Annotated in this window: 21 protein-coding genes; 6 read left to right on the top strand and 15 right to left on the bottom strand. The window is 71.9% G+C overall.

All coding sequences use genetic code 11. The features are described from left to right. Positions 1-44 precede the first annotated feature (44 nt). The 5 genes from H4696_RS02825 to manD are packed head-to-tail and all read right to left on the bottom strand — an operon-like array spanning position 45 to position 5853. Positions 45-1013, bottom strand: coding sequence for a sugar kinase (locus H4696_RS02825; protein ID WP_086864189.1), 969 nt, complete (start codon positions 1011-1013; stop codon positions 45-47). Next, positions 1010-1999, bottom strand: a complete 990-nt coding sequence (locus H4696_RS02820) for an L-idonate 5-dehydrogenase (RefSeq protein ID WP_086864190.1) — start codon at positions 1997-1999, stop codon at positions 1010-1012. The genes H4696_RS02825 and H4696_RS02820 overlap by 4 nt, the downstream gene beginning before the upstream one ends. Then, positions 1996-3357: an MFS transporter gene (locus H4696_RS02815; RefSeq protein ID WP_192782027.1), complete on the bottom strand. Its 1362-nt coding sequence runs from the start codon at positions 3355-3357 to the stop codon at positions 1996-1998. Before H4696_RS02815 ends, H4696_RS02820 begins: the two co-directional genes overlap by 4 nt. A gap of 31 nt (positions 3358-3388) precedes the next feature. Continuing rightward, positions 3389-4639, bottom strand: a complete 1251-nt coding sequence (locus H4696_RS02810; protein ID WP_086865662.1) for a mannitol dehydrogenase family protein — start codon at positions 4637-4639, stop codon at positions 3389-3391. A gap of 5 nt (positions 4640-4644) precedes the next feature. Then, positions 4645-5853: a D-mannonate dehydratase ManD gene (gene manD, locus H4696_RS02805; RefSeq protein WP_086865659.1), complete on the bottom strand. Its 1209-nt coding sequence runs from the start codon at positions 5851-5853 to the stop codon at positions 4645-4647. 57 nt (positions 5854-5910) lie between these two features. Between manD and H4696_RS02800 the strand changes: the two genes are divergently transcribed. After that, on the top strand, positions 5911-6624 hold the full coding sequence (locus H4696_RS02800) for a GntR family transcriptional regulator (RefSeq protein WP_249027309.1): 714 nt from the start codon (positions 5911-5913) through the stop codon (positions 6622-6624). Between the two features lie 6 nt (positions 6625-6630). On the opposite strand, the gene H4696_RS02795 is transcribed toward H4696_RS02800, so the two are convergent. The 7 genes from H4696_RS02795 to H4696_RS02765 form a co-directional block, all read right to left on the bottom strand. After that, positions 6631-6984: an immunity 8 family protein gene (locus H4696_RS02795; protein ID WP_158104458.1), complete on the bottom strand. Its 354-nt coding sequence runs from the start codon at positions 6982-6984 to the stop codon at positions 6631-6633. A 17-nt stretch (positions 6985-7001) separates the two neighbouring features. Continuing rightward, positions 7002-8243 (bottom strand): alpha/beta hydrolase, encoded by a 1242-nt coding sequence (locus H4696_RS02790; RefSeq protein ID WP_192782026.1) that lies wholly within the window; start codon positions 8241-8243, stop codon positions 7002-7004. Between the two features lie 39 nt (positions 8244-8282). Further along, positions 8283-9056 carry a hypothetical protein gene (locus H4696_RS02785; protein ID WP_086865171.1) on the bottom strand — a complete coding sequence of 258 codons (774 nt, stop codon included), beginning with the start codon at positions 9054-9056 and terminating at the stop codon, positions 8283-8285. Between the two features lie 92 nt (positions 9057-9148). Next, on the bottom strand, positions 9149-12367 hold the full coding sequence (locus H4696_RS02780) for a WD40 repeat domain-containing serine/threonine protein kinase (RefSeq protein ID WP_192782025.1): 3219 nt from the start codon (positions 12365-12367) through the stop codon (positions 9149-9151). Further along, positions 12368-13027: a DUF7019 family protein gene (locus H4696_RS02775; RefSeq protein ID WP_225955574.1), complete on the bottom strand. Its 660-nt coding sequence runs from the start codon at positions 13025-13027 to the stop codon at positions 12368-12370. Between the two features lie 30 nt (positions 13028-13057). Further along, on the bottom strand, positions 13058-14068 hold the full coding sequence (locus tag H4696_RS02770) for a YdcF family protein (protein WP_192782024.1): 1011 nt from the start codon (positions 14066-14068) through the stop codon (positions 13058-13060). Then, on the bottom strand, positions 14065-14916 hold the full coding sequence (locus H4696_RS02765) for a phosphatase PAP2 family protein (RefSeq protein WP_249026892.1): 852 nt from the start codon (positions 14914-14916) through the stop codon (positions 14065-14067). Before H4696_RS02765 ends, H4696_RS02770 begins: the two co-directional genes overlap by 4 nt. Positions 14917-15218: 302 nt before the next feature. On the opposite strand from H4696_RS02765, the gene H4696_RS02760 reads away from it, so the two are divergent. Continuing rightward, a complete protein-coding gene (locus H4696_RS02760; RefSeq protein ID WP_086857548.1) occupies positions 15219-18032 on the top strand; it encodes an AbfB domain-containing protein in 2814 nt (937 codons plus the stop codon). 85 nt (positions 18033-18117) lie between these two features. Here H4696_RS02760 and H4696_RS02755 read toward each other — a convergent pair whose 3' ends face one another. Then, positions 18118-19119, bottom strand: a complete 1002-nt coding sequence (locus tag H4696_RS02755; RefSeq protein WP_086857547.1) for a hypothetical protein — start codon at positions 19117-19119, stop codon at positions 18118-18120. Positions 19120-19186: 67 nt separating this feature from the next. Between H4696_RS02755 and H4696_RS02750 the strand changes: the two genes are divergently transcribed. Next, positions 19187-19771 carry a TetR/AcrR family transcriptional regulator gene (locus tag H4696_RS02750; protein ID WP_086857546.1) on the top strand — a complete coding sequence of 195 codons (585 nt, stop codon included), beginning with the start codon at positions 19187-19189 and terminating at the stop codon, positions 19769-19771. Beyond that, complete coding sequence (locus H4696_RS02745) at positions 19768-20775, top strand: BUD32 family EKC/KEOPS complex subunit (protein WP_086857545.1); 1008 nt, start codon at positions 19768-19770, stop codon at positions 20773-20775. The genes H4696_RS02750 and H4696_RS02745 overlap by 4 nt, the downstream gene beginning before the upstream one ends. Here the strand turns inward: H4696_RS02745 and H4696_RS02740 are convergent. Next, the gene (locus H4696_RS02740; RefSeq protein WP_086857544.1) at positions 20727-21896 is read right to left on the bottom strand and encodes a lipase family protein; all 1170 of its coding nucleotides are present in this window, start codon (positions 21894-21896) and stop codon (positions 20727-20729) included. The two genes, H4696_RS02745 and H4696_RS02740, sit on opposite strands and share 49 nt — an antisense overlap. 28 nt (positions 21897-21924) lie before the next feature. After that, positions 21925-23481 carry a GMC oxidoreductase gene (locus H4696_RS02735; protein ID WP_086857543.1) on the bottom strand — a complete coding sequence of 519 codons (1557 nt, stop codon included), beginning with the start codon at positions 23479-23481 and terminating at the stop codon, positions 21925-21927. Between the two features lie 105 nt (positions 23482-23586). On the opposite strand from H4696_RS02735, the gene H4696_RS02730 reads away from it, so the two are divergent. Both H4696_RS02730 and H4696_RS02725 read left to right on the top strand, forming a co-directional pair. Then, positions 23587-24147 carry a TetR/AcrR family transcriptional regulator gene (locus H4696_RS02730; protein WP_086857542.1) on the top strand — a complete coding sequence of 187 codons (561 nt, stop codon included), beginning with the start codon at positions 23587-23589 and terminating at the stop codon, positions 24145-24147. Between the two features lie 559 nt (positions 24148-24706). Further along, positions 24707-26080, top strand: a complete 1374-nt coding sequence (locus H4696_RS02725) for a hypothetical protein (protein WP_249026891.1) — start codon at positions 24707-24709, stop codon at positions 26078-26080. The last annotated feature ends 291 nt before the right edge of the window (positions 26081-26371 follow it).

Genomic DNA, 26371 nt, shown 5'->3' with positions numbered 1-26371 from the left:
ACGAGTGATCGCCGAAGATCGCCCGTCCGTCCACGCCGTCCAAGCTACCGCACGACGGCGAGGTCCGAGGCGGCCAGCTCGGCCCGGGTCGGGATGCCCTCCCAGTCGCCCGGCACCGCGCACACGGCCGTCCCGAGGGCGGTCGCCGTGGCCAGGCACTCGCGGACGGACCGGCCGGCGGCCAGTTCGGCCAGGTAGCCGCCGACGAAGGCGTCCCCCGCGCCGACCGTGTCGACGACCTCGACCGCTCGCGCGCCCACGTGGATCGACTCGCCGCCGTCCCGTGCCACCGCGCCGAGCGCACCCAGCTTGACGACGGCGGTGGTGGGCCCGAGCGAAGCCAGCCGGGCGGCCGAGGCGGCCCCCTCGGCGACCGTCGCCTCGTCGGAAGACGGCCAGCGGCCGTCGAGGACCAGCGTCGCTTCGGCGGGTCCCGCGAACAGGAGGTCGGCCGCCGCCGCCAGCCGCGCGAGCACCGGGGCCGCCACCTCGTCGGGCCACAGCGACCGCCGGTGGTTGACGTCGAAGGACACCAGCGTGCCGTGCGCGCGGGCCACGGCGATCGCCCGCTCGACCGCCGCCAGCGGCCCGGGGCCGAGAGCGGGCGTGATGCCGGTCAGGTGCAGCACCGCGGCCGAGGCGATCAGCGGCTCGTCGACGTCGTCCGGAGAGAGCCTCGACGCCGCGCTGTCACGGCGGTAGTAGCGCACCCGCCACGGGCGGCCGCCACGCAGCTCTTTGAGCATCATCCCGGTCGGCGCGGCGTCGTCGCGCCGCACGACGACGTCGACGCCTTCGCCGCGGATCTCCTTCACCACGAGGGCGCCGAGCGCGTCGTCGCCGACGCGGCTGATCCACGTGCAGGGCACGTCGAGCCGGGCCAGCGCGATGGCGACGTTGGACTCCGCGCCGCCGATGCCGACGGTGAGCCCCGTGCCGCCGGTGATCCGGCCGGCCGGGGGCGTGGTCAGCAGCGCCATGGTTTCGCCGAGCGTGACGACCGAGCCGGTCATGGTTCTCCGATCCGCAGCAGGACCTTGCCGACGCCCCCGGCGGCCGCTTCGAGGGCCTCCTCGGCGCGGTCGACGGCGAAGGTGCGGGTGATCAGGGGGCCGACGTCGAGGCCGTCGCCCAGCGCGGCCAGGGCGTCGTCGAGTTCGCCGGCGAACCGGTAGGAGCCGGTCCAGGTGATCTCGCGGGTGACCAGGTCGCCCAGTTCGGCCGGGGCGGGCCGCCCCGGCAGGTTGCCGACCTGGACGAGCGTGCCGCCCCGCGCGGTCGCCCGCAGGACGCCGCCGAGCGCGGCCGGGGCGCCGGAGGCCTCGAAGACGATCTCGACGTCCTCCGGGAGCCGGTCGCCGCCACCGAGGTCACGCACGTCGTCCGCGCCCATCGCCCGCGCGATGGCCAGCGCGCCGGCGGAGATGTCCGCCGCGACGACCGTGCGGGCGCCCCGGTGCTTCGCGGCCGCGACGACCAGCGCACCGATCGGGCCGGCGCCGTTGACCAGCACGTCCCGGCCGCGCACGTCCCCGGCACGGCCGACGGCGTGCAGCGCGACCGCGAGCGGCTCGGCCAGCGCGCCTTCCCGCGTGCCGACGCCGTCCGGCAGCGGCCGGATCTGCGCCGCGGGAACCACCTTGTACTCGCAGAATCCGCCGTCGGTGTGCGGGTCGAAGGCCGCCGAGCCGAAGTAGCGCACCTGCCGGTGCAGGTTGGTGCGCCCGGCGAGCCGCTCGGGCAGCGGGTCGTCCCCCACGACCCGGGCGGGGTGGACCGTGACCGGCCGGCCGTCGACGTGCCCGGCCACCTCGTGCCCCAGCACCAGCGGGTGCCTGAGCACCGCGGTGCCGGACGCGCCGTGGCGCCAGTACGCCAGGTCGGAGCCGCAGATCCCGCCCCACTCGACGGCGAGCAGGACCTCCCCCGCACCCGGCACCGGCGCCGGGACCTCGTCGACGCGGACGTCGCCGGCGCCGTGCACGACCACCGCCTTCACGCCGCGTCCTCCAGCCGGACCAGGTCGCGGCCGCGCATCTCCGGCGACAGGAGCGTCGCCACGAGCGTGATCAGCGAGTACACGACGAGCATCGCCGCGACGGGCCACCAGTGCCCGGTCGCCGCGGTGAGCGTCGCGGCGACCACCGGGCCGATCGCGGTGGCGAGGATCCCGCCGATCTCCTTGGCCAGCGCGAGCTGCGTGAACCGCGTGCGGGCGCCGAACAGTTCCGCCATGGCCACGCTCTCCAGCGAGAACAGGCCGAGCACGCCGACGTTGAGCGCGATGATCATGCCGACCTCGAGCGCGAGGGTGGTGCCGCTGGTGATCAGGAACATCAGCGGGAACGCGAGCACAGCGGTCAGCAGCGTCAGCGCGATGTAGACCGGACGCCGCCCGAAGCGGTCACCGAGCATGCCGACCAGCGGCACGGTCAGGAACCCGAGCAGGGAGCCGTAGACGATCGCGGTGGTGGGCACGGACTTGCTGACCGCGAGGGTGGTCGCGACGAAGCCGACGAGGAACGTCTGCACGACGCCGGAGTTGCCCGCCTGCCCGAACCGCAGCCCCAGCGCCAGGAAGAACGCCTTGCCCTTGCGCTGGCGCAGTCCCGCCTCCAGCACGCCCTGGTCCGCCAGCTCGGTGCGGGACAGCGCGACGCCGTCCACGACGTCCGGGCGTTCCTCGAACACCGGGCTCTCCTTGAGGTTGCGGCGCAGCCACACCGCGAAGACCATCAGCACGAAGCTGAGCAGGAACGGCAGCCGCCAGCCCCACGACAGGAGCTGCTGGTCCGACAGCACGCCGATCAGCAACGCCCACAACGCGGACGCGGCGAGCGTGCCGGAGTTGGTGCCCAGCGAAACCAGCGACGCGATCAGGCCGCGACGGCGCACCGGCGCGTACTCGGCGAGCATCACGGTGGCGCCCGCGATCTCCGCGCCCGCGCCGAAGCCCTGGATCAGGCGCAACGCGACGAGCAGGATCGGCGCCAGGATGCCGACAGCCTGGTAGGTCGGCAGCGCGCCGATCAGCGTCGTCGAGACGCCCATCAGCGAGATGGTGATGAAGAGGACCTTCTTGCGGCCAAGGCGATCGCCCATCCGTCCGAAGTAGACAGCACCGGCGAGGCGGGCCACGTACCCGACGCCGTAGGTGGCCATCGCGGCGATCAGCCCGATGGCGGGGCTGACGTCGGGGAAGAAGATCTTGTTGAAGACGATGGCCGCGGCGAGGGAGTAGAGCTGGAAGTCCATGAACTCCATGGCCGTGCCCAGCCAGCCGGACACCGCGGCCCGGACGAGATCGCGGGTGGTGCGGTTCTGTTTCACGGCCACCGCCGGTGGGGTGTCGGTCATCACTGTGCTCCGTTGCTCGTGATCGGTGGGGTCAGAGTTCGACGCGCCCGGCGCGCAGCGCGGGCAGGTGCGTGGCGACGGCTTTCGGAAGGGAGTCGAGGTCGGGCGCGTCGATCAGCCGCAGCAGCCGCCGGACGGCCTCGACGTCGTCGGTGGCGCTCCAGCAGGCGGCCAGCTCGCCGGACCGGGGGTCGGTCATGCCGGTGCTCGCGCCGGGTTCCGTGGCCCGCGCCCAGGCGGCCAGCGCGAGTTCCAGCAAGGGTTGGCTGCCGGTGTCGCGGAGGGTCCCGAACCAGCGTTCGGGCAGTTTCAGCGAACCGTCCGAGCCGATCTGGCTCAGCCGGTGCCGGATCGCCGGGTTCCGGAACCGTTCGACGAGCTGGTCGACGTACGGCCCGTGCTCGCCGGGCAGCACCGCCGCGGCTTCGGCGCCGAAGCCGCGGACGAACTTCTCGCCCCAGTCGGAGGCGAGGACGTCGGCGATCGTCTCGTACCCGGCCGCGGACCCGAGGTAGGCCAGCGCCGAATGCGTTCCGTTGAGCAGCCGCAGTTTCTGCTGCTCGAACGGGGTCACGTCGGGCACGAACCGGGCGCCGTCCCACGGCGGGACCTCGGCGGCGAACGCGTCTTCGAGGACCCACTGGCGGTACGGCTCGGCGAACACCGGCACGGCGTCGTCGAGGCCGAGCGCCTCGGCGGCCTGCGCGCGGTGTTCCGGGGTCGTGGCCGGGACGATCCGGTCGACCACAGTGGACGGGAACGCGACCGATTCCGCCAGCCAGGCCAGCATTTCGTCGCGGCCGGGCCCGGTCACGGACTCCCGGACGGCGCGCTCCAGCACGCGGCCGTTGCCGGTCATGTTGTCGCACGAGATCACGTTGATCGGCGCGCCGCCGCGCCGGAACCGGCCGGCGAGCCCGGCGGCGAGGGCGCCGATGACGGGCCCGCTGCGGTACCCCTTCTCCGTGATGGTGAGCGTCACGACCGTGACGTCCGGGGACGCGAGCAGCTCGCCGACGCGCGTGGCGTCCGAGCCGAGGTGCAATGCCTCGACGATCGAGCCGATGACGCGGGTGGTCGTGTCGGTCACCGTGTAGAGGAGATCCTGCTCGCGCAGCGCGGTGACGACGTCCGTGGAGCGCGGGGCCACCGCGGCGATCCCCCACGGCGCCTCGGTGTACACGGCCTGGTGGGCGCGGTGGAACGCACCAAGTCCGAAGTGGACGATCCTGGGCCGTGTCGCCCGCGGGATGTCCACTGTGGACGAGTTGAGCCGCTTCATCGCCGTCACCAGTCGTGGACGGAGCCGTCGAGGCGGCGCGCCACCGGGAGGTACCGGGGGTCGTAGGGGAACTTCTCCGCGGCTTCGTCGTCGTATTCGATGCCCAGGCCGGGTTCCTCGGACGGCAGCAGTATCCCGCCGGCGTAGGTGGGCCCGCCGTGGAAGACCTCCGCGGTCTCGTCGGCGTAGCCCATGTACTCCTGGATGCCGAAGTTCGGCACGGAGATGTCGACGTGCACCGCCGCGGCGAGCGTCACCGGCGAGAGGTCGGTGGCGCCGTGCGAGCCGGTGCGCACCTGGTAGAGCGCGGCGAGGTCGAAGATGCGGCGCAGGTGGCTGATGCCGCCGGCGTGCACGACGGTGGTGCGCACGTAGTCGATGAGCTGCTCGGTGATGAGGTGCTGGACGTCCCAGATGGAGCTGAGCGCCTCGCCGACGGCGATCGGCGTGGTCGTGTGGCTCCGGATCAGCCGGAAGGCTTCCTGGTTTTCCGCCGGTGTCGGGTCTTCCATCCAGAACAGCCGGCAGTCCTCGACGGCCTTGCCGAACCGCGCGGCCTCGATCGGGCTGAGCCGGTGGTGGACGTCGTGCAGCAGGTGGAAGCCGAAGCCGAACCGCTCGCGGACCTCGCGCAGGTACGTCGGCGCGAAGTCGAGGTAGTCCTCGGTGCTCCAGGGCTGTTCGTCGGGCAGCGCGGTCGCGGCCGGCTCGTAGACCTTGCCGTGGCGGACGCCGTAGCTGCCCGCGATGCCGGGTACGGCGGCCTGCGCGCGGATCGCGCGGTAGCCGAGGTCGCGGAAGCGGGCGACGTCGTCGAGCAGGGCCGGGACGTCTTCGCCGCTGGCGTGGGAGTAGACGAGCACGCCGTCACGGGCGCGGCCGCCGAGCAGCTGGTAGACGGGCAGGCCGGCGACCTTGCCCTTGATGTCCCACAGCGCGGTGTCGACGGCGGCGATCGCGGTCATCGTCACCGGCCCGCGGCGCCAGTACGCGCCGCGGTAGAGGTACTGCCAGGTGTCTTCGATGCGCGCCGGGTCGCGGCCGATCAGCAGCGGGACGAGGTGGTCGCGCAGGTAGCTCGCGACGGCCAGCTCACGGCCGTTGAGGGTCGCGTCGCCCAGGCCGGTCACGCCGTCGGACGTGGTGATCCGCAGCGTCACGTAGTTGCGGCCCGGCGAGGTGACGAGCACCTCCGCGCGTTCGATCGTGCTCACGCCATCTCCTGTTCATCAGTGCTTGTATACAAGCTCCTGTCGGCTAGGATGTCAAGGGTGACCGAACGGAACAAGCGCGGGACCAACCGGCGTGCGGTGTACGAGACGCTGCGGCGCAAAGTGCTGACGCTCGAGCTGCCACCCGGCGCCGCGCTGTCGGAGAACGAGCTGGCCGCGAGCCTCGGCGTCAGCCGGACCCCGGTCCGCGAAGGCCTGATCCTGCTGTCGGACGAGGGCCTGGTCCAGGTGTTCCCGCAGATCGGCTCGTTCGTCTCGCGGGTCGACCCGCAGCGCGTCGCGGACGCGCAGTTCCTGCGCGAAGCCGTGGAGCTGGCGGCGCTGGACGACCTGCCCGCCACGCTGGACGACGCCGTCGTCGAGGACCTGCTGGCCAACCTGGAGCGGCAACGGCGCCCGGACATCGGCCTCGAGGAGTTCTTCGCCCTCGACGAGGCGTTCCACCAGGGCCTGCTGACGCTGAGCGGGCACGCGAACGCGTGGACGACGGTGGCCTCGGCCAAGGGCCACCTCGACCGCGCCCGCCGCCTCGGCCTCTACGACGCGCAGTCCCCGGCGGAGTTCGCGACCCAGCACGTGGAGATCCTCGACGCGGTCCGCGCGGGCGACATCGCGGTGGCGCGCACGGCGATGCGCCGGCACCTGCGGGCGGTGTTCGAGGACGTGGAGCGGATCCGGGCGCGGTCACCGGAGCTGTTCAGCGCGGACCCGACGTCGGTCCCGACGCGGCGCAACGTCGTCGTGTGGGAGTGACGCCGCTCAGGCTCGGTAGTCTTCGAACTCCCAGAGCCCGTACCGGCTCAGCTTCGCGGTGACCTCGTGCCAGTCCGCGCCGCCGCACCCGGTCACCAGCCCGTCGAAGTACGCGACCAGCGCTGGCCAGTCGAACCGGTCGACCACGACGTGGTGCCGCCCGGTGATCGGCCCCTCCTGCCGCGCCCGTGCCCGCAGCCACCCGGCGCTGCAGACTTCGAAGCAGAACGACTCTTCGCCCGGCTCCCCCGCCGGTCCGGCGATCAGCTGGACCAGGAACATGAAGCACTCCGGGTCTTCGGGGACGTACGACTCCGGGTCGATGTCCGGCGTCAGCAGGCACTTGATCTCGGCGCGCACGGGACCAGTGTGCCCGCTCAGCGCAGCGCCGCGGCGAAGAACGCGGCCACGTCCGGTGACGTCGTCACCGTGACGCCCGCCTGCCGGAGGTGATCGGCGAACTCCGCCGACTTCCAGCCGCCCGCCACGAGGAACGGGGGTGCACCCACCGCCGGGTACGTCAGCGGGCTCGCCGACCGGAGAGTCGCCGGGGCCCGGCCCAGTGCCAGCAGCACCGACGCCCGCGTCAAGGTGTCCATGCCGCGGAAGTCCGTGAAGGCGGCCGGGGCCGCAAGTGCCGCCGCCGCGCGGATGTGCGTGCCCGGGGTGAGGGCGACGAGCGCGGCCAGCGTGCCGCCCGCGCCGGTGCCCCAGACCGCGATCCGCGCCGGGTCGATCGCCAGCGCGGTCGCGTTCGTCTCGAGGAACCGGACCGCGCAGCGGGCGTCTTCGAGCGGGGACGGCCAGCGCGCGGCGGGCGCCAGGCGGTAGTCGATCGACGCGACCGCGAACCCGCGGGCGGTCAGCTCGTCCGGCCGCGTCCCGGCGAGCAGCGCGCCCGGCCCGGACGGCTTGCGGTTGCCGAAAAGCAGGCCACCACCGTGCAGGAACAGCACGACCGGGGCCGGGCCGGGGCCGGCCGGACGACGGAGGTCCATCGCCAGCGGGACGCCGCCCGGGCGGCAGTACTCGACTGTGCCGCCGTCGAGCAAGGCCGAGGCACCGGTGCCGCGAATGCCGTCGCCGGCCGCGACCGTGCCCGCCGCGCCGGTCGCGATGACCAGCAGCAGCACCGGGGACAGCACGATCCACGCCGACACCCGCCGCAGCGCGGACGGCCGCGGGTGGGCCCGGCGGCGAGCCACCACTAGGAACCCGAACAGCGCGATGACCTGCAGGCCGGCGGCCACGTAGTCGGTGAAGCCCACCACCGTGTCCGCCGGCTGCCAGGGATCGAGCCGGACCAGCAGCCCCAGCGGACGGCTGGGCACCCACAGGGCGAGGGCCGCGAACGCCGTCAGCGCGCCGAAGCGGGCCGTCTTGCGCGTCGGCCACCCGAGCACCGCGACGACGGCGACGACCTCGACCGCGGCGACCGCGCCGAACAACATCGCGTAGAGCTGCCAGATCCGCCAGAGCGCGGGCACCGCGGCGGCCGGGATCAGCGCGCCGCCGAGACCGGCGAAAGCGGCCGTGACCAGCACCGGACCCCGTCGCAAGGGCGTCGGCGACGGCGTCGGCGGGCGGTACGCGCTCCGCTGCCCGTCGACGACCTTCATGCCGCCAGTGTCACCCCGGACGCCCGCCGCCCGCCACGGCTACTTGCGGGCCGCCGTGTAGTTCCGGAACAGCAGGTAGGTGTCGAGGATGTCGGACGACGCGCTCTCGACCGAGCGGTAGATCCCCCACTTCGGGCGGACGTAGTCGCCCTGGTCGGGGATCTTCACGCTGGTCATGCTGCCTTGCGCGGCGACCGGCGCGCCCGGACCCGTACCGTTGCGGATGACGCACGCCGCCCTGCCCTTCGAGCCCGGCGTGAACGTCCATTCGATCGTGATCCACTTGCCCCGCAGCGGCGAAAGGTCCGCGGCCGCGATGCTCGGCGAGCCCGGATCGGCGTACGCGCGGGCGCTGAGCACTTCCTTGCCACCACTGCGGGTCAGGTCCAGCGTCCCCCACGGGCCGCCGTTGGTCGACGGGGTCTTCGTCTGGAAGATGTGCGTGAACTTGCTGGTGCCGTGCAGCGTGGCCGGCATGAACATCTCGTAGGAGAGCGTCCAGGTCTCGCCGTCGTGCATCTTGAGCGCGGTGCCGTTCTGCACCATGCCCTTCGACTCGGTGCGCTGCCGGTCGCCGCCGCCGGTGGTGTCGCGGTCGTCCTTCCAGATGTTGAAGCGGTAGTGGTCGCCCTCGACGACCACGTACTTGCGATCGGGGTGGTGGTGGCCGCGGTCGGCCTCGATGCCCTCGAAGGCCTTCAGGCCGTCGGTGGCGGGGTCCGGGTGCCAGAGCGGAGCCGCCTCGGCGGGGGCGGCCACGCCGAGCACGGCGAGCGCGGCCACGGCGAGGGCGCACGGAACGGATTTCGGCATCGTCGGTGTGTCCTTCCTGACGACAGATCGGCAGGGGGCACATCGGCCGGCGGACTGGCCCGCGATCCGGGCTGGTCATCCGATGTCTTGCGCTACGAGGGTACGGGTGATCGGTAGTCCCAGTCCAGCTCCCAGCACTGGAGGTGGCGGTACGCCAGGACGGCCACCGCGGCGCACCCGTCGGCGGACAGCTCGACGTCGATGACGTCCTGGTCGCACTCGATCTCGGTGACCAGGCCGCCGCTCGGCAGGTGCCACAGGCGCAGCAGCCGGGGCGACGCCGTCAGCAGGAGGTCGCCGTCCGCGGACAGCGCCAGGGACACCACCCGGTCGTCCGCCACCTTCGCCACGGCCTCGGCCGACCCCGCGACCGACAGCACGACCTCGCCGATGTTGTCGAAGCCGGGCTTGGTGGCGACGAGGACCCGGCCGTCGGCGCTCGCGACCACCGACGGCCCGCCGGCGTAGACGCGCGCCGTGCGCACGAGCTTGCCCTGGTCGGCGTCCAGTACCAGAGCTGCCCCGTCGTCCTTGACCAGGACGGCGACCGAGCCCGACAGCACCACCCGCTCGTCCGCTCGCGCCGACCAGCCGTGCAGCGGACGGCCCGTCAGCCGGTTGCGCAGGATGCTGAGCTCCCGCCGCACGAACTCGAACGCGGGGTTCTCGTCCTTCAGCACCGGGTTTCCGGCGTCGTCCCGCACGACGACGCCGGCGCGGCGGGCAGTCCTGAGGTCCCACAGCACTTCTGCGCCGTCCGAGTCCACCGCGAGCACGTGACGGTCGTCCGCGCAGGCGGTCACGTCCGAGAAATCCAGCTCGTGGCCGTCCGGCGCGGCGACCACGTCCCCGGTGCGGAGGTCGACGATCCGGAACGCGGCCCGGTTGAAGAAGTCGGCGAAGGCGTAGTGCACGTTCCGGGTGAGCGCCGTGTGGCCGTGCAGGACGTCGTCGAACCGGCGGGACGGCCACACCCCGGCGAGGGCGATCCGCTCGCTGACCGCACCCACCCGCCGCCACAGGATCCGCAGCTCCGGGTGCCGCCGGTAGGCCGGCATCGCGCGCAGGATGTCCAGCTGCCGCCGGGCGTCGGCGAGCCGGCCGGTGTCGAGGTACTCCGCGGCCAGGCCGAGGTTTTCCGCGGCGATCAGCGCGTCCCCGGCCATCCGGTCGGTCGGCTGCGGGCGGGCGTAGCTCCACGGCGCGGCGGGCCCCGGCTCGGGCAGGTGGACGACGGCCGTGGTGTGGACGGTCTGCGGGGTGCGGCTGCCGAGCAGGGTCAGCACCGTGCGCCCGTCGGCGTCCGCGGCGACGGTCATCGGGTCGCGGGCGTGGACGGTCGTGGTGAACGTGCACCGGCCCTCGTCCAGCCGCCAGTGCTGGAGCAGGAGGTCGAAGGTGTTCACCGCGGTGCGGCCGTCGTCGCTGACCGCCAGCCAGCTGAAACCCTTGTTCCACAACAGGGCGCTGCCGATGACCGTGACCTCGGCGGTCGTCAGGTCCACCAGCACCACGTTGTCGTCGTGCGTGGCCGACAGCGCGTACCGGGCGGTGGGGCTGAGCGCGCAGTTGTGCCGAAGGCCGCCGACCCGCCACAGCTCCTCGCCGGCGCGGGTCAGCACCCGCAGCGACCAGTCGAAGCCGTCGAACGCGACCACGCGCTCGTTGTCTTCGGTGACCGCGATCGCCCAGCCCCGGCCGTACTCGGAATCCGGTGATCCGGCGCGGAGCAGCTCCACGGTCTCGCCCAGCACCCGCACCGATCCGTCGCCGGAGACCACGGCCACCACGGTCCCGTCGGGGCTGATCGCGACCGCTTCCACCCCGCCCGGAACGTCCACGACCCGGGTGCACTCCCCCGTCGTCGTGTCCCAGACCCGCACCTGCCCGCCGTCGTCCGCGGAGGCCAGCACCCGGCCGTCGGCGCTCAGGGACATCGACCGGAGCCGGTTCTCGTGGCCCGCCAGGCTGTACCGCACCCGGCCCTCCGGCAGCCCCCAGACTTCGGCTTCCCGCTGCCGGAACGTCACGGCGGCCACCTGGCCGTCGGCGCTCAGCGCGAGCGGGGCCGAGAGATTGACGAAGACCGGGCCGGGCCGTTCGGTGACCTTCCGGTCCGGCAGGGCGCGGGCGGCGGTGTCCGGGCCGTCGGGCAGGTCTGCCAGCAGGCGCAGCGCCGATTCCTTGTCCCCGCGCTCGATGTGGACGGCGGCGAGCAGGTGATCGGCGGTCCGGTCGCCGTCGTGGCTCAGCCGCACCGCTTCCAGCTCGGCGAGCAGCTGCCGGTCCGTCTGCGCGCCGGCCCGCCACCGGCGCAGGCCGCGGTTGTAGGTCGCGTGCGGGTGGTGCGGGTCGGCCCGCAACGCCTCGTCCCACAGCTCGTCCGCCTGCTCGGCGTGCCCGAGGTCCAGCAGGGACAGCGCGCGGTTGGACAGCGCGTCGGCGAGCAGCGGAGCTTCGTCCGGCCGCTGCCGCGGGTACGGCTCGAAGACCGTGGCGCGGTAGAGCTCCGCCAGCTCGTCGGCGAGTTCGCCGAAGCCGGCGGGACGGGCCGCGGGATCCTCGGCGAAGCACCGCCGCAGCAGGTCCGCGACGCCGCGCGGCACCGGCGGGAGGACCGGGTCGGCGGGACCGGCCTCGATGAATTGCGCGAAGACGCCCGCCGCCGCGTGCCCGAACATCGCCGGCGGCCCGCCCGCGAACATCTCGACCACGCTCACCGCCCACGACCAGACGTCGGTCGCCGGGCCGAGGTGCTCGCCCCGCGCCTGTTCGGGCGAGCAGTACTCCAAGGTCATGCCTTCGCCGCCGGCGACGTTGGCCAGGCCGAAGTCCGTGACCTTCGCCGCGCCACCGGTGTCGAGCATGACGTTGGCGGGCTTGACGTCCTGGTGGACCACCCCGCGCGCGTGCGCGTGCCCGAGGCCCCAGGCGGTCTGGATCGCCAGGTCGAGGATCCGGCGCACGGCCGGGCGGTGGCCGCCCGCGTAGAGCGCGCGATCCCGGACGGCGTCGGCGAGGCTGCCGCCGCCGGCCCATTCGGCGAACACCCGGGGCGTGCCGTCGACGCGGCGGACGTAGGCGCAGCTCACCACGTGCGGGTGCGCGCCGAGCCCGACCCAGGTCTCCGCCTCGGCTTCGAACCGCTCGACGTCGGCCGGGGACGCGACCAGCTCCGGGCGCGGGGTCTTGACCGCCAGTTCCATCCCCCACTGGCGGTGCCACACCCGGTACACCAGGCCCATGCCGCCGGTCGTGACGACGTCACGGACCTCGTAGACCCCGAGCACGACGTCCCCCGGGGACCACATCTAGTCCACCTGCGCCACGTACAGCGGCGTGCCGAGCACGACGTTCACGCCGGCGTCGGTGGGACTGGGCCCGCTCAGCAGCCGCTTGGCGACGAATTCGAGGTTCTGATCCGGGCCGGGTATGGCCTCGTTGGCGCGCTGCACCGCGGCCAGCGCGCCCTTGTGCGCCCCGTCCTCTTCGTGCTTGATCGCTTCGGTCAGGGCGCCGATCTCCGGATCGCTGCGCAGCCCGGCCAGCATCGACGGCAGCACCGACCGGGGCACGCCGGCGGGCGCGGGACCGCCGCCGAGGATGTGGTGCCCGGAGCCGCCGAGCCCGACGACGGTCTGCCCGGTGCTCCCGCCGAAGTACGCGAGCGTCGGCTCCGCGGGGAACGGTCCCCAGCTCATCGGCAGCAGTCCCCAGAAGAACTGGCCGGGCTCGTCGACCGTGCCGAGGTCGCCGTGGTCTTCCAGGTAGCGGACCACCCGCTGCAGCTTCGCGGTGCGCTCGCCGCCCGCCGGCGCCTCCGAGGACTGCTTGCCCCCGAAGAGCTTCAGGTTCACGCTCACCTCGGTGGTGCGCTTGCGCGTGAAGCCGGGAGCCATCTGCGCGAGCAGCATGTCGACCTTGCTGTCACTGACATACAGGTAGTACTGGTAAGACAACGTGCTCCCCATCCCCCGACGACACTGGCCGGATCATAGCGGCTACACGGCTTTCAGCACGCTGGCCAGGACGATCATCGCGCAGACGACGCCGTTGAGGACCTTGTGGTCGACGATGATCGCGGCGAACTCGCGCAGCATCGCGCTCGGCCAGAAGTACCACGCCGTCGGCGCGCCGACGGCCTGGCCGTTCACCTTGGTCTTGCGGGCGAGCAGCGCCGCGCGCAGGACGTGGAAGTTGTTGGTGACGACGACGCACCGGTAGTCCGGCCGCCGCTCCCGCATGAGGCCCGCGCTGAACGTCAGGTTCTCCCGCGTGGTGCGCGACCGGTCTTCGAGCACGATCCGCTCGCGCGGCACGCCGCGGCCGGCGAGGTAGTCCGCCATCGCGTGCGACTCCGGCACGTCTTCGCCCGGCCCCTGCCCGCCGGAGGTGACCAGCAGCGGCTCCCGGCCCTTGCGGCACTCGGCGTCCAGCACCCGGCGCCCGCGGTCGAGGCGGGCGGCGAGCAGCGGTGGCACGGTCCGGCCGCCGAGCAGGCCGGAGCCGAGCACCACCACGAAGTCCAGCGGGCGGCGGGTGCGGATCCGCCCGTAGACCAGCGAGTACAGCAGGAAGCAGACGAAGAGGAACGACAGGTACGCGACGATGCCGTCGACGCTGTCGCGCACCGCTTCCAGCGGCGCCCAGCGGAGCTGCCCGACCACGACGCCGAAGACGACGAGCGCCACGATGCCGACGCCGGCGGCCAGGGACAGCAGGTTGGCCGGGCGGCGGCCCTCGCGGCGCAGCATCGTGACGCCGTTGCCGATCAGGAACACCGCGAGCACGGCGATGGTGAGCGGGATCAGCGCGAAGACCCCGAGCGCGACGAAAGCCGCGGCCTCCGGCGAAATCGACGCCAGCAGGGCGAGGAGGGTCAGACCGGAGAACGCGAGCGCGAAGAACAGGTAGAAGCCGTTGCGCAGCTTGCGCCGGTCGAGCAGGAAGCTGACCAGGAAGACGGCGAAGCAGAAGACGGCCGCGGCGAACGGGAGCAGGGCGGGGTTCACGCGACCTCCAGCCGTCGCCAGGTCGTCAGGAACACCAGCGCCGCGGCGACAGAGCCGAAGGAGGCGAACGAGTTCGCGGCCAGGTAGACGACCCAGGCGTTGTCCCGCACCGTTTCCGCGTACCCGCCCCTCCCCAGCGACGCTCCGATGAGGACGGTGCCGAGCCCCAGGAACACCACGGCCCCGAGGACGGCGACGGTCACGACGAGCACCCGCGGGATCCGGCGCGGCCCGTCGTGGCGGCGCACCGCCCCGCGCCGCGCGAGCCACCACGACGCCAGGCAGGCGAGCCCGAGGGCGATCGCGTCCGCGGCGAGGGTGTCGGAAAGGCGGTGCCACTTCGCCGTCACCGTGTACGCGCCGATGCCGACCGCCCAGGAAAGCAGGAAGAAGAGCGTCACCCCGCGCCAGCGGTAGGGCACCACGAGCAGGGCGGCGAACAGCACGGTCATGGCGATCGTCGTGTGCCCGCTCGGCAGGCTGTTCCCGGCGTAGTGCCCGGTCACCTCGACGAGCCCCGGCCGGGGCAGCACGAACCGCTTGAGCACCTGCGTCACCAGCTGCCCGGCGACGATCACCCCGACGGCCGCCACCGCGAGATCCCAGCGGCGGCGCAGCAGGCCGACCAGCGCGACCACGCCGACGGCGGCGCCCAGCGAGACCACGGTGATCCGGCTCAGGCTCGCGTCGGCGACGGCCTGATCACGCGCGGCGGCTTCGTCGGCTCCGCGCAGCGCGGCGTTCTCCAGCTCCTGGCCGGGCACCGTCCAGACGGCGAAGAAGTAGACCGCGGCCAGGATGACGGCGCAGACGGCCGCGACGACCAGCCAGCGACGGGCGGGAACCACCCCGGACCTCCTCCTCGCGGCGCGATTGCTCCGCCCAGCGTAGTTGCCTGCTGCGATCGGACGCATACCGAGGGTGAGAGTCAACCGCGGGCGCGTCTCGCGCGTGAACCGGTTGTCCAAGTGGTCTGGTGTTGATTGTCTGATGATTTCTGAGTTATTCCGTTTGCCCGTGTTCCGTGTTACGTTCGGTTTGACGAGCCCGCGGTAGTGCTCCGGGCTCGGCGTGCCCGCCCCAGCCCGGAGTGCTCCGCCGTCCCCGCCAGGCCGGTGCGCGGTTCCGTGCGCGTCCCCGGAGGAGTTCGATGCGCCGCTTCGTCGCCCTGGTCCTCGCGCTGCTGTCCCCGCTCATCGTGGTGACACCCGCCGCGAACGCCGCCGTCAGCCCCAAACCCCCGCCGCTGTCCACGCCGTGGACGTCCCAGGTGGATACCACCAACCCGCTGCCCGAATACCCGCGTCCGCAGCTGACGCGGCCCGATTGGCAGTCCCTCAACGGCGAATGGGAGTTCCTCAACCCCGCCACCGGCTCGGGCGGCAGCGTCGACCGCTACGCCGCGCCCCCGCTCGGGCAGACGCTGCCCGAGCGCATCCTGGTGCCCTACCCCGTCGAGTCGGCGCTGTCGGGCATCATGCGCAACGACAACCGGGACCTGATGTTCTACCGCCGCACGTTCACCGTGCCGTCGGCCTGGGCCGGCCGGAACGTGCAGCTGCACTTCGGCGCCGTCGACTACGAAGCGACCGTGTGGGTCAACGGCGTCCAGGTCGCTTCGCACAAGGGCGGCTACGACCGGTTCGAAGCCGACATCACCGCGCGGCTCAACGACGGCTCCAACGAAATCGTCGTGCGCGTGTACGACCCGACCGACGGCCGCGGCGAGAAGCAGCCGGTCGGCAAGCAGGCCAACGCGCAGTCGAGCATCTTCTACACGCCCACTTCGGGGATCTGGCAGACCGTCTGGCTGGAGCCGACGGCGCCGACGTCGATCTTCTCGGTCGACATCTACCCGAACCTGGCGAACAACACCGCCCGCGTGCGGGTGTTCGGCCGCGGCGACGTCAGCGGGTACTCCGTGCTCGCCGAGTCGATGACCGGCGGCGCCGTCGTCGGCAGCGCGACCGGCGGCTTCACGGAGTTCTCGGTGCCGGTGCCGAACGCGCGGCGGTGGTCGCCCGACGACCCGTTCCTCTACGACCTGCGCGTGTCGCTGCGCAACGCCTCGGGCGCGACGGTCGACCAGGTCGTCAGCTACTTCGGCATGCGCGAGGTCGGCACGAAGAACGTGAACGGCGTGCTGCGGCCGACGCTCAACGGCGAGTTCGTGTTCCAGGCCGGCACCCTCGACCAGGGCTTCTGGCCGGACGGCCTGTACACCGCGCCGACCGACGCGGCACTGGCGTCGGACCTGCAGAAACACAAGGACCTCGGCTTCAACATGGTGCGCAAGCACATCAAGGTCGAGCCGGCGCGCTGGTACTACTGGGCCGACCGGCTGGGATTGCTGGTGTGGCAGGACATCCCGTCGACCCCGAACGCCGACAGCACCCGCACGGCCGCGCAGATCGCCGAGTTCGAAACCGAAGCGCGCGAGATCGTCGACGAGCACCGCTTCTCCCCCGCCGTCATCACGTACGTCCCGTTCAACGAGGGCTGGGGCGAGTGGAACCTCGACGAGACCAAGCGCGTCACGACCAGCCTGAAGAACTACGACCCGACCCGGCTGGTCAACGCGCACAGCGGGTTCAACTGCTGCGCCTCGAAGGGTGACCCGGGCACCGGCGACATCATCGACTGGCACGTCTACACCGGCCCGGACGCGCCCCGGCCGTCCACGACGAGGGTGTCGGTGCTCGGCGAGTTCGGCGGCCTCGGCCTGCGCAACCCCGGTCACGAGTACAGCCCCACCGGCGGGTTCTTCGCCTACGAGCAGATGGCGAGCGCGGCGCAGCTGAACGACCGCTTCACCGGGATGATCCGGGACACGAAGCAGCTGATGGCCACGAAGGGCCTTTCCGCGTCGATCTACACCGAAATCACCGACGTGGAAGGCGAGTACAACGGGCTGCTGACGTACGACCGGCGGGTGCAGAAGGTCGACACGGCCCGCGTACGCGCGGCGTTCACCGACCTGATCACCGCATCGAAGAACCTGAACGCGGCGGTACCGCTGACGCTCGGGCACCTGCGGTCGTTCCGGGTGACCACGCCCGGGTACACCGACCGGTACCTGCGGCACGCGGATTCGTTCGCCCGCACGGACGTCCTGACCACGGGCAGCGCGGACGGGCCCCGCCAGGACGCGTCGTTCCGCACGGTCGCCGGGCTGGCGAACCCGCGCTGCTACTCGTTCGAGTCGGTGAACTTCCCCGGGAAGTTCCTGCGCCACGCCGACGGCCGCGTCCGCATCGACAGCGACACGGGCGGCTCGTTCGCCGCGGACGCCACCTGGTGCGCCCGCCCGGGCCTGGCCGCCGGCGGGACGTCGTTCGAATCAGCCAACTTCCCCGGCCGGTTCTTGCGGCACTACAACGCAACCGTGTACCTGGCTCTCAGCGGCGGCCCGAACCCGTGGGACACGGCGACGAGCTTCGCCGCGGACGCGACTTGGGACGTCTCGGCCCCGGCGCTGTGGCGCAGTTCGGTCCCGCTGACGGTGAACGCGCGCCAGTCGCTGCAGGTCACGACATGGGGCTACACCGACCGCTACCTGCGCCACTCGGGCGGCCTCGCCTACACGGAGGTGGTGAACAGCGGCAGCAGCACACTGCTGAAGCAGGACGCGACGTACACGGTGCGGCGCGGGCTGGGCGAGTCGTCGTGCTACTCGTTCGAGTCGGTGAACTACCCGGGCCAGTTCCTGCGCCACCAGAACGGCCGCGTCCGCAATTCCCCGAACGACGGTTCGGCACTGATGCACGCCGACGCGACGTTCTGCACCCGCCCGGGCGTGGGCGGGACGGGGGTGACGTTCGAGTCGTTGAACATCCCGGGCGCGTTCCTGCGCCACTACGACGCGGCGGTGTACATCGCTTCGGGCGCCGGGACGGGGTCGGACCGCCCGCAGACGGTGACGGCGGACAGCAGCTGGAACGTCGCGGCGCCCTGGGCTCCGTGAGCGCCCCAATGTGGCCTTGGTTGCGTCTGACGCACCCAATGTGGCCTTCGGTGCGTCTGACGCACCGAAGGCCACATTGGGGCGCTCAGGGCCCGGCGTAGCACTCGGCCAGCGCCCTGAACGCCGCCTTCGGTTCCCAAGGCACGTCCGGGTACGTCTCGCCGTTCCCCTCCTCCAGCACCTTCACCACGCCCCAGCTCGCCATGTCCAGGTCCTCGGCCGGGTCCTCGCGGTGCACCAGCCCGTAACACACGAACGTGCAGGCGAACGCCGCGTCGACGCCTTCCGCCGTGAACACCTCCAGCAGCTCGCGCAAGTACCCCGCCTGTTCCTCCTCATCACGCACGTACACCCCCTTCAACCGGACCGGCACCTCCCCCTCGTACTCGACGATCTCGCCGCAGCGGGCACCCAAATCAGCCGCGCCGCGGTACGGGGTCACGCCGAACTCCGTGATCGCCACCGGTTTGCCCGGGGCCACCAGCGTGCGGATGCCGTCGCGGTACACGTGGGCCACCTCCTTCGAGCGGTGGGCGTCCACGGACACGATGTCGAACGGCGTCCAGTCCACGCGCTCCAACGGCACCGACGCGTACGTGATCCGGCCGCCGAAACGAGCCCGGACGGTCTCCACCGCGCGGGCGAGGAACTCGTTCACCTCGGCCGGGAGCCCGGCCACCAGCTCGCGGGAGGCGAGCAGGTTCGCCACGCGTTCCTCGATGCCGTCGCCGGGGACGAAGCCGTGGTTGAACAGGCTCAGCTCGGCGCCGGTCACGAACACCACCTCGGCGCCGCCGGCGCGCAGCCGTTCGGCCCGGGCGGCGCCGTCCGCCAGCAGGGCGAGGATCTCTTCCGGGTGGCGGTCCCAGGGAAACGGCGAAAACCACACCTCCAGCCCCAGCGCGGCCGCCTCGCGGGCGGCGAAGTCGATCCGGTCGAGGTCGGTGCCGATCAGCCGGACGGCCGTGCAGTGCAGGTCGTCGCGGATGATCGCCAGCTCGCGGCGGACCAGGTCCGGGTCGAAGGGGCGGTTGAACCGGCCGCCGCGTTCGAAGCCGGTGTCGTAGCCGATGCCCTTGGCTCGCATGTCGGGGATCCCTCCAAATTGGGTACGGTACGTACCGTACCCTACAACTACGGTACGGTCGGTACCCATGGCCGATGTGAAGACCCGGCGCCGGGGGACGGAGCTCGAGGACGCGATCCTGCGCGCCGCGGCGGACGAGCTCGCCGAGGCGGGCTATGCCGGGCTGACCATGGAACGCGTGGCGCAGCGGGCGGGCACCAACAAGAACGCGATCTACCGCCGCTGGCCGAACCGCGCCGCGCTCGGCGTCGCCGCCTACCGGCACCTGGCCGGCGACCGGCTGAGCCCGCCCGGCACCGGCGACCTGCGCGAAGACGCCCTGACGCTGCTGCGCGCGATCAACTGCGGCCAGTCCTCCCCCGCCGCCCGGATCCTGCGCGGCCTGCTCGCCGGGGTCGGCGACGAGCCGGAACTCCTCGCGCAGCTCAACGACCAGGCCACCGAAGGCGCCACGAGCACCTGGCTGACGGTCCTCGACCAGGCCGTGGCCCGCGGCGAAGCACCACCGGAAGCGCGGCACCCGCGAGTCGCCACCGTCGCGCTCGTCCTGCTGCGCAACGAATACCTCACCCGCGGACTGACCACAGTGGACGACGCCGTGCTCACCGAGATCGTCGACGAAGTCTTCCTGCCCCTGGTCCGGAACCGATGACCCGGCTCGCCCGGCACGAGAAGATCGCCGCCGCCCTCGCGGCCGCCCCCGGCGACGTCCTGGCCGCCGCGCGCCCGCTGGGCACCGGGATCGGCGGGTCGACCTGGCTCCTGCGGGTCGAAGGCGAACCCGTCTTCGTGAAGCGGGTCGCGCTCACCGACGTGGAACGGCGGCACGAAGGCTCGACCGCCGACCTCTACGGCCTGCCACCCTGGTCGCACTACGGCGTCGGGTCCGCGGGCGGCGGGGCGTGGCGGGAGCTGGCCGCGCACCAAGCGGCGAGCGACTGGGTCCGCACCGGCGAGTGCGAGAACTTCCCGCTGCTGCACCACTGGCAGGTCCTGCCCGGCTTGCCGCGCCCCCGCACCGACCTGGCGCACGATGTCGCGTTCTGGCACGACGACCCGGGCGTGCGGCGGCGGCTCGAAGCCCTCGACGGCGCCACCGCGGACCTCGTGCTGTTCCTCGAACACATCCCGGAAAACCTGACCCGGTGGCTCGAGCGGAACCCCGGCGGGATCGACCTCGCCCACCGGGACCTGCGGGCCATCACCGAATTCCTCGCCGGCCGGGGTGTCCAGCACTTCGACGCGCACTTCGCGAACATCCTCACCGACGGCGAGCGGCTCTACCTCACCGACTTCGGCCTCGCCGCGCTGCCGGACTTCACGCTCTCCGCCGCCGAGGCGGAGTTCCTCGAGCGGCACGCCACGCACGATCGCGCCTACGTGCTGACCCACCTGGTCAACTCGATCGTCCGCCCGCTCGTCGACGGGCCGGACTACCGCTCCCGCCACGCGTTCGTGCGCGAGTGCGCCGCGGGACGCGCGCTGCCGGAGCTGCCCTCGGCAGGACTCCTTCAGCGCTACGCCCCGATCGCCGCCGTCGTCAACGAGTTCTACGTTTCCCTGCACGGCACGAGCCGGAAAACCCCTTACCCCGCCGAGGAAATCGCTCAGCAGTTGGACCGCGCCGGCTTGCCCGCGAACCGGTCGGCCAGGTAGCTCACGACGTCGCCGGCCGAGAACGCCAGCGTCGTCACGTGCTCGCCGAGGTAGGTGCCCCACGTGACCGGCACGCCCGCCGCGCAGTACTGGCGGCGCAGGGTTTGCGCCTGCGCCAACGGGATGATCTCGTCCGCGCTGCCGTGGAACAGGAAGACCGGGGCCTTCGGCGGCCGGGCGCCGAGCTCGTTCTCGGCCAGCCGGGCCTGCCACTTCGCCGTGGTGAGCGGGTTCGCGGTCGTGTAGTCGGCGATGTGCCCGAAGGCGTAGCCGAACACCGCGTCGACGCAGGCGTCTTGCTGCGTCGCGTACAGCGTGCGGCCGCGGTCGTTGAGGTAGGCGGGCAGGTCCAGCTCGGGGTACGCCGCGTCCAGGCCGAGCGCCGAGAGCAGCAGGAAGCCGAACCCGATGCCGCCGTCGAGGTTCTTCGCCACCGCGTCCAGGTCCGCGGGCGTGCCGCCGGCGGTGATGCCCGCGACGGTCAACTCGGGTGCGTACGACGGCGCCAGCTCGCCCGCCCAGGCCGCGCCCCCGCCGCCTTGGGAGTAGCCGGAGAACGCGACCGGCCCGCCCGACGCGAGGCCCGCGGCCGGCAGCCGGGTGGCGGCGCGGGCCGCGTCGATCACCGTGTGGCCTTCCGAGCGGCCGACGACGTAGGTGTGCCGACCGGGCGTGCCGAGACCTTCGTAATCGGTGATCGCCACGGCCCAGCCGCGGCTCAGCATCGCGTCGACGAACAACGGCTTTTCGTAGTCCGGCTGGAACTTCGACGGCGCGCAGCGGTCGCCGATGCCCCGCGTGCCGCTGGCCACCGAGACGATCGGCCGCGGCCCGGCGCCGGTCCAGGGCGCCGTCGGCACGAGGACCCGGCCGGACACCGCGATCGGGGTGTCCGTCGCGGACTTCGACCGGTACAGCACCAGGTAGCCCTTCGCCCCGGACTGGTCCGGCAGCGGCCGCCACCACACGACGTCGCCGTCGGCGCCCGCCGGCAACGGGCTCGGCGGCGTGTAGAACGCGTCGCCGTCCGGGCCGCGCGGCGGATCGGCGGCCGCGCCCACCGGCCCGGCCGTGGTGACCAGCAGGACGACGGCCAGCAGGACCGTCCACAAGCGACGCATGGGAACTCCTCGTCGAGTTCGGATGGGGTCAGAAGACGCGGTCGACGTCTTCGGCGATCAGGTGGTCCAGGGCGCGCTCGGCGACGGCGGCGATGGTCATCGAGGGGTTGCAGGCGGCGGTCGTCCCCGGCATCAGGGCGCCGTCGAGGACGTACAGGCCGCGGTGGCCGAGCACGCGGCCTTCGAGGTCGCAGACCGAGCCCATCGCGGCGCCGCCGAGCGGGTGCCAGGTGCTGGGGACGACGGCGGTCGTGTCGAGCAGCACGCCGAGCGGCCCGGCGATGCGGGAGATCCGCTCGTGGATGCGCGCGCTCAGCTTCGCGTCGGCGTTCGACGGCCAGTGCAGGACGGCGTCGTCCTTCGCGGCGTCGTAGACGAACCGGCCGCGCCCCGCGCTGATGCCGTAGCCGACGAGCATCGTCGTGCGCAGGTCCGGCAGCGGCGGCAGGGACGCCTGGATCACGGTGTTGGCCGTCGCGGGGTCGTCCCACTCCTTGCTCCCGTAGACGACCGGGCCGCCCTGCGGCGCGCCGAAGTCGTCGGCGAGGTTCGTCCAGGTGTAGATGCGGTCGCCGTTGCTGCCCCAGCCCGCGCCCAGCGCGTCGGGCAGGTCGGGGATGTCGCCCTTCGCGCCCGCGCGCATCAGCAGCCGCGTCGTGTTCGCCGTGCCGGCCGCCATGACGAGCGCTTTCGCGGTCAGGACCTTCTTTTCGAGCACGTTCCCGGCGGTGTCGATGCGGTCGACGCGGATTTCCCAGCGGCCGTCCGGGGCGAGCGCGACGTCGGTGACGTTGTGGAGGGGCGCCACGGTGCAGCGGCCGGTGGCTTCGGCGGCCGCGAGGTAGGTGACGTCGACCGAGTGCTTGCCGCCGTTGTTCACCCCGAGCGCGCAGTCCCCGTTGGTGTAGGACGGTTTCACTTCGCCGTCGAGCTCGCGCAGCGCGAAGTCCCAGTCGATCGGCATCGGGATCTTCTCGACGGCGTACCCGGCGTCGCGCGCGTTGCGGGCGAAGACCCTCGCCGCTTTGTACGTCTTGCTCTCGATCAAGGCGTCCGGCGCGGTCTCGACGCCCAGCATCGCGGCGACGCGGGGGTAGTGCTCGGCGGCCATCCGCGCGTAGTCGAGCTGCTCGGGGAAGCAGGCGTGGAACAGCTCGGTCGTAGGCTGCAGCGTCATGCCCTGGTAGACGAGCGAACCGCCACCGACGCCCGCGGCGCACATCATGCTCATGCCCTGGCCGCTGACCTGCTCCAGCAGCCCGGTGTAGCGCTCGAACGGCGGCAGCGACGGCAGTCCCGGCAGCGAAGGTGCCGAGCCGAGCCAGAAGATCCGCTTGTCCGGCGACGAGGTCGGGTGCGGGAACGTCTCGGCGTCCGGCCCGGTCGGCCAGCGCCGGCCGCGTTCGAGCACCAGCACCGGCACGCCCGCCTGGGCCAGCCGCAGCGCCGTGACCCCGCCGCCGAACCCGGACCCGATGACGACGACCCGGTGCTCCTCGCGGGTGACCCGGGCGGCGCCGAGCGCGGCGGCCCCGGCGACGGCGGCGGCGCCCTTCAGGACGGTACGGCGGTTCAGGACGGGCATACGGGCTCCTCCGGCGGTGATCGTGACCTGGGGTGACGGTAGGAACCCGAACCGAGAGATGGAACGGATTGCCGGTCTCACTACTCGCGAGTAACGTGATGGCCCATGCGCGCAGGGCGACCGTCTTCGGCCGTACCCCGGCGCGTCGACGCGCGCCGCAACCGCGAGGCGATCCTGCGTGCCGCCGACGAGGTGTTCAGCGAAGACGCCGACTTCGCCCTGGACGAAGTGGCCCGCCGCGCCGGCCTCGGCCGCGCGACGGTCTACCGGCACTTCCCCGACCGCACGGCACTGGCGTTCGCCGTCGCGGCACACCACCTCGCCGCGCTCAAGGGGATGGTGCGCGACGAACCGTTCCGCGAGCTGCTGTGGCGCGTGCTGGCGATGCAGGCCCGGCGGCGACCCCTCGTCCGGGTCTTCCGTGAGCTGCCGGAACGCAGCCAGCGCCAGTACACGCACGCGCTGATCGCCTTGCTGCGCCCGGCTTTCGAGCGGGCCCAGCGCGAAGGCGGCGTACGCGCCGACCTGCAACCGGCGGACCTGGCCCTGCTGTTCGAAATGCACGAGGCGGCGCTGGCCGCCGGGCCGGCCCCGAGGGACCGGACGCAACCGGCGGAGCGGCTGGTCCGGGTGTTCCTGGACGGCTTGGCCGGCGCCGGGAACTGAGACCCCGCCGTACGGCTTGCTCCGTGCTGAGATCGACAAGGGGTCATTTCCGTGCTGTCCCGGCGGGTCGGCCGCCGGGCCTGCGCTGGTCCCCGGCCGAGTCGACACGGCGAGCGGAAACCCTTCCACGTGACGGAAGCCCGACGGCGTCCCCACGCCTCACCCGATGAACGGTGACGACCACAGATTTCGGTACGCGCCTTCGCTCGGTCAGCGAACCATCATGTGCAACGCACCCAAACCCGCCGCGATGATCGCGCCGATTGCCGTCACGATCACGGAGCCAGTGGTCAAGTAGAGCGCCCCTGTCCCGAGCATGACGGCTTTGACCACGTCGACAGCCGCCTTGACCTCGACGCGTCTCGGCCGGTGGGACCCGTTCGTCTTCGGGGGTTTGATATGTGGACTCACCTCAGCAACTCCTCTCGGCTCACCGACGTCGCAAGGTCCCGGACCCGGGCGTAACAGACGCTGACGTTCGGTCGACTCATCGGGTACTGTGCGAACTTCACGCTAGGGACCGCAGGACACGGAACCGTCTGGCCGCTGGGCGTCTTTCGTGGTCGTCAACCTTTTTTCGCTGCCGGAGCCTGGTCGCCGCTCGCCGACCGTCGCCTGGGCTGTCTTCACCTCGTCGGCCCCGGCCGCGGAAGTCGAGCGGCTTCACACCGGAGGAACCGTGACCGATCCGTCGGGCCCGGGGCACGAAGCCACAGGCAACCTGGCGACCAAGATCGAAGCAGCGCTGCGCTGGCTGGCCCTACGGAGGAACGCCAGGCCGCTGACCCACCTGCAATACGCACTCGAAGAGCCCAGCAGCGAATCAGCGGTGCAACTCGAACCGTTGGTCGGTCCCAGTGCCACCCTGCCCGGCGGCACACCTGAGACACGCGCGCTCGCCGTTTGGGGCTTGCTCACCTACGAAGTCGACCGCATCGGCTCGAACCGGGACTCACGACGCCGGAACGCGCTCAAAGCGGCTTTACGCCTGGAACGTCGAGCTGAGATCACCGAGCCGTGGAAATCCACGCTGGAAGGCAGGTTCAGCCAGCTTATGGCCCTGCCGGGCGTTTTCGGTGATCCGCCACCAACCACGACAACCCCGATGCACCGCGCTTGGCGGAACGGCCTCACTCACAGGCTCGCGCCGAGGATGCGAGAACAACTCGACCGGCTCGTCGGTGACCCTGCGAGCTGGGAGACCTACTTGACCATCGCCCGATCCCGGGAGACCGACCTCGACGCCGGAGAAATGTCCTCTCCCAGCGCCCTGGCCGAAGACCCGATGTCGGGCTACCGCCTCCCGACCAACGGCGCTCAGCCGGTGTTCGTGATCCTCTTCGTGACTACCGTGTTCATGCGGCACAAGACGGCTTTTCGACGCATCACCGAACGGCTGATCACCGCGCGCGAAGACGGCGTGGACGGCTACCTCGCTCGCGCCTTGACCGGAGCGGGCTGGTCGGTCGAAGATCCGTCGAACATCCCCGTGCGCCCCCTCTGGAACTGTCGTCTCGACGACCCTGTACTCTCTCGCTCCGGGGAAACACTCATCACGAAGTTGAGGTTCCCCCGGCCATTGCTGCGGGGCGAATCGCACCTTTTTGCCTCCGAGGCAATCGATGATCACATCACGGAGGAAAGACGCTGGGTCAACGTCGAGGTCGACCATCACGGCATCGCGCCGGGACAACTTGTCCACGGCCACGTTCCGGTTTCCGGCCTGACCATTCGAATAAGATTCGACGAGGCTGAACTGCCCACCGCGTGCTGGTGGTACGCGGAGCAAACCGAACGGCAGCGGCTCACCCCGCCTCGCCAGGGTGATCCGCGCTGGCTGTCGATCGTCGACGGGAACGTCGAGCACACGTTTACCGATCGTTGCCATCCTCGCGAAAACTACGGCGTTTCTTTCCTTTGGCCTACTTCTTGAATTCCGCAGATCCGATGACCCGGAAAGGATTTATTTCGATGGACGGCAAAGGCACCAGCAGCGGCGGCGGCAACACCGGAAACTAGTTTCGGTCATTCGACCACGACAGGGCCACGTCAGCCACACCGACGTGGCCCTGTCGTCATCTATGGAATACGGCAGGTGACAGCGGCGCACATTCAGACTCTTCTGGGCGACATCGATTGAATGACTGTCTCAAGCAACCGAACACGCTCGCGTGCCTCCCCGCCGAGAGCGAGGACATCCCGGCCGCCACATGCCGGATCCGGC

The sequence above is a fragment of the Amycolatopsis lexingtonensis genome, assembly GCF_014873755.1.
GTDB classification, from domain to species: Bacteria; Actinomycetota; Actinomycetes; order Mycobacteriales; family Pseudonocardiaceae; genus Amycolatopsis; species Amycolatopsis lexingtonensis.
The sequence above is the reverse complement of the archived record's forward strand: the minus strand, read 5'-3'. Positions and strand labels throughout refer to the sequence as shown.

What these genes read in the sequence shown, in the direction of transcription:
- H4696_RS02825 (WP_086864189.1), bottom strand. Translation starts at nt 1,013, where the DNA reads ATGACCGGCTCGGTCGTCACGCTCGGCGAAACCATGGCGCTGCTGACC.
- H4696_RS02815 (WP_192782027.1), bottom strand. Translation starts at nt 3,357, where the DNA reads ATGACCGACACCCCACCGGCGGTGGCCGTGAAACAGAACCGCACCACC.
- H4696_RS02810 (WP_086865662.1), bottom strand. Translation starts at nt 4,639, where the DNA reads ATGAAGCGGCTCAACTCGTCCACAGTGGACATCCCGCGGGCGACACGG.
- H4696_RS02790 (WP_192782026.1), bottom strand. Translation starts at nt 8,243, where the DNA reads ATGAAGGTCGTCGACGGGCAGCGGAGCGCGTACCGCCCGCCGACGCCG.
- H4696_RS02785 (WP_086865171.1), bottom strand. Translation starts at nt 9,056, where the DNA reads ATGCCGAAATCCGTTCCGTGCGCCCTCGCCGTGGCCGCGCTCGCCGTG.
- H4696_RS02780 (WP_192782025.1), bottom strand. Translation starts at nt 12,367, where the DNA reads ATGTGGTCCCCGGGGGACGTCGTGCTCGGGGTCTACGAGGTCCGTGAC.
- H4696_RS02775 (WP_225955574.1), bottom strand. Translation starts at nt 13,027, where the DNA reads ATGGGGAGCACGTTGTCTTACCAGTACTACCTGTATGTCAGTGACAGC.
- H4696_RS02760 (WP_086857548.1), top strand. Translation starts at nt 15,219, where the DNA reads ATGCGCCGCTTCGTCGCCCTGGTCCTCGCGCTGCTGTCCCCGCTCATC.
- H4696_RS02755 (WP_086857547.1), bottom strand. Translation starts at nt 19,119, where the DNA reads ATGCGAGCCAAGGGCATCGGCTACGACACCGGCTTCGAACGCGGCGGC.
- H4696_RS02750 (WP_086857546.1), top strand. Translation starts at nt 19,187, where the DNA reads ATGGCCGATGTGAAGACCCGGCGCCGGGGGACGGAGCTCGAGGACGCG.
- H4696_RS02745 (WP_086857545.1), top strand. Translation starts at nt 19,768, where the DNA reads ATGACCCGGCTCGCCCGGCACGAGAAGATCGCCGCCGCCCTCGCGGCC.
- H4696_RS02740 (WP_086857544.1), bottom strand. Translation starts at nt 21,896, where the DNA reads ATGCGTCGCTTGTGGACGGTCCTGCTGGCCGTCGTCCTGCTGGTCACC.
- H4696_RS02735 (WP_086857543.1), bottom strand. Translation starts at nt 23,481, where the DNA reads ATGCCCGTCCTGAACCGCCGTACCGTCCTGAAGGGCGCCGCCGCCGTC.
- H4696_RS02730 (WP_086857542.1), top strand. Translation starts at nt 23,587, where the DNA reads ATGCGCGCAGGGCGACCGTCTTCGGCCGTACCCCGGCGCGTCGACGCG.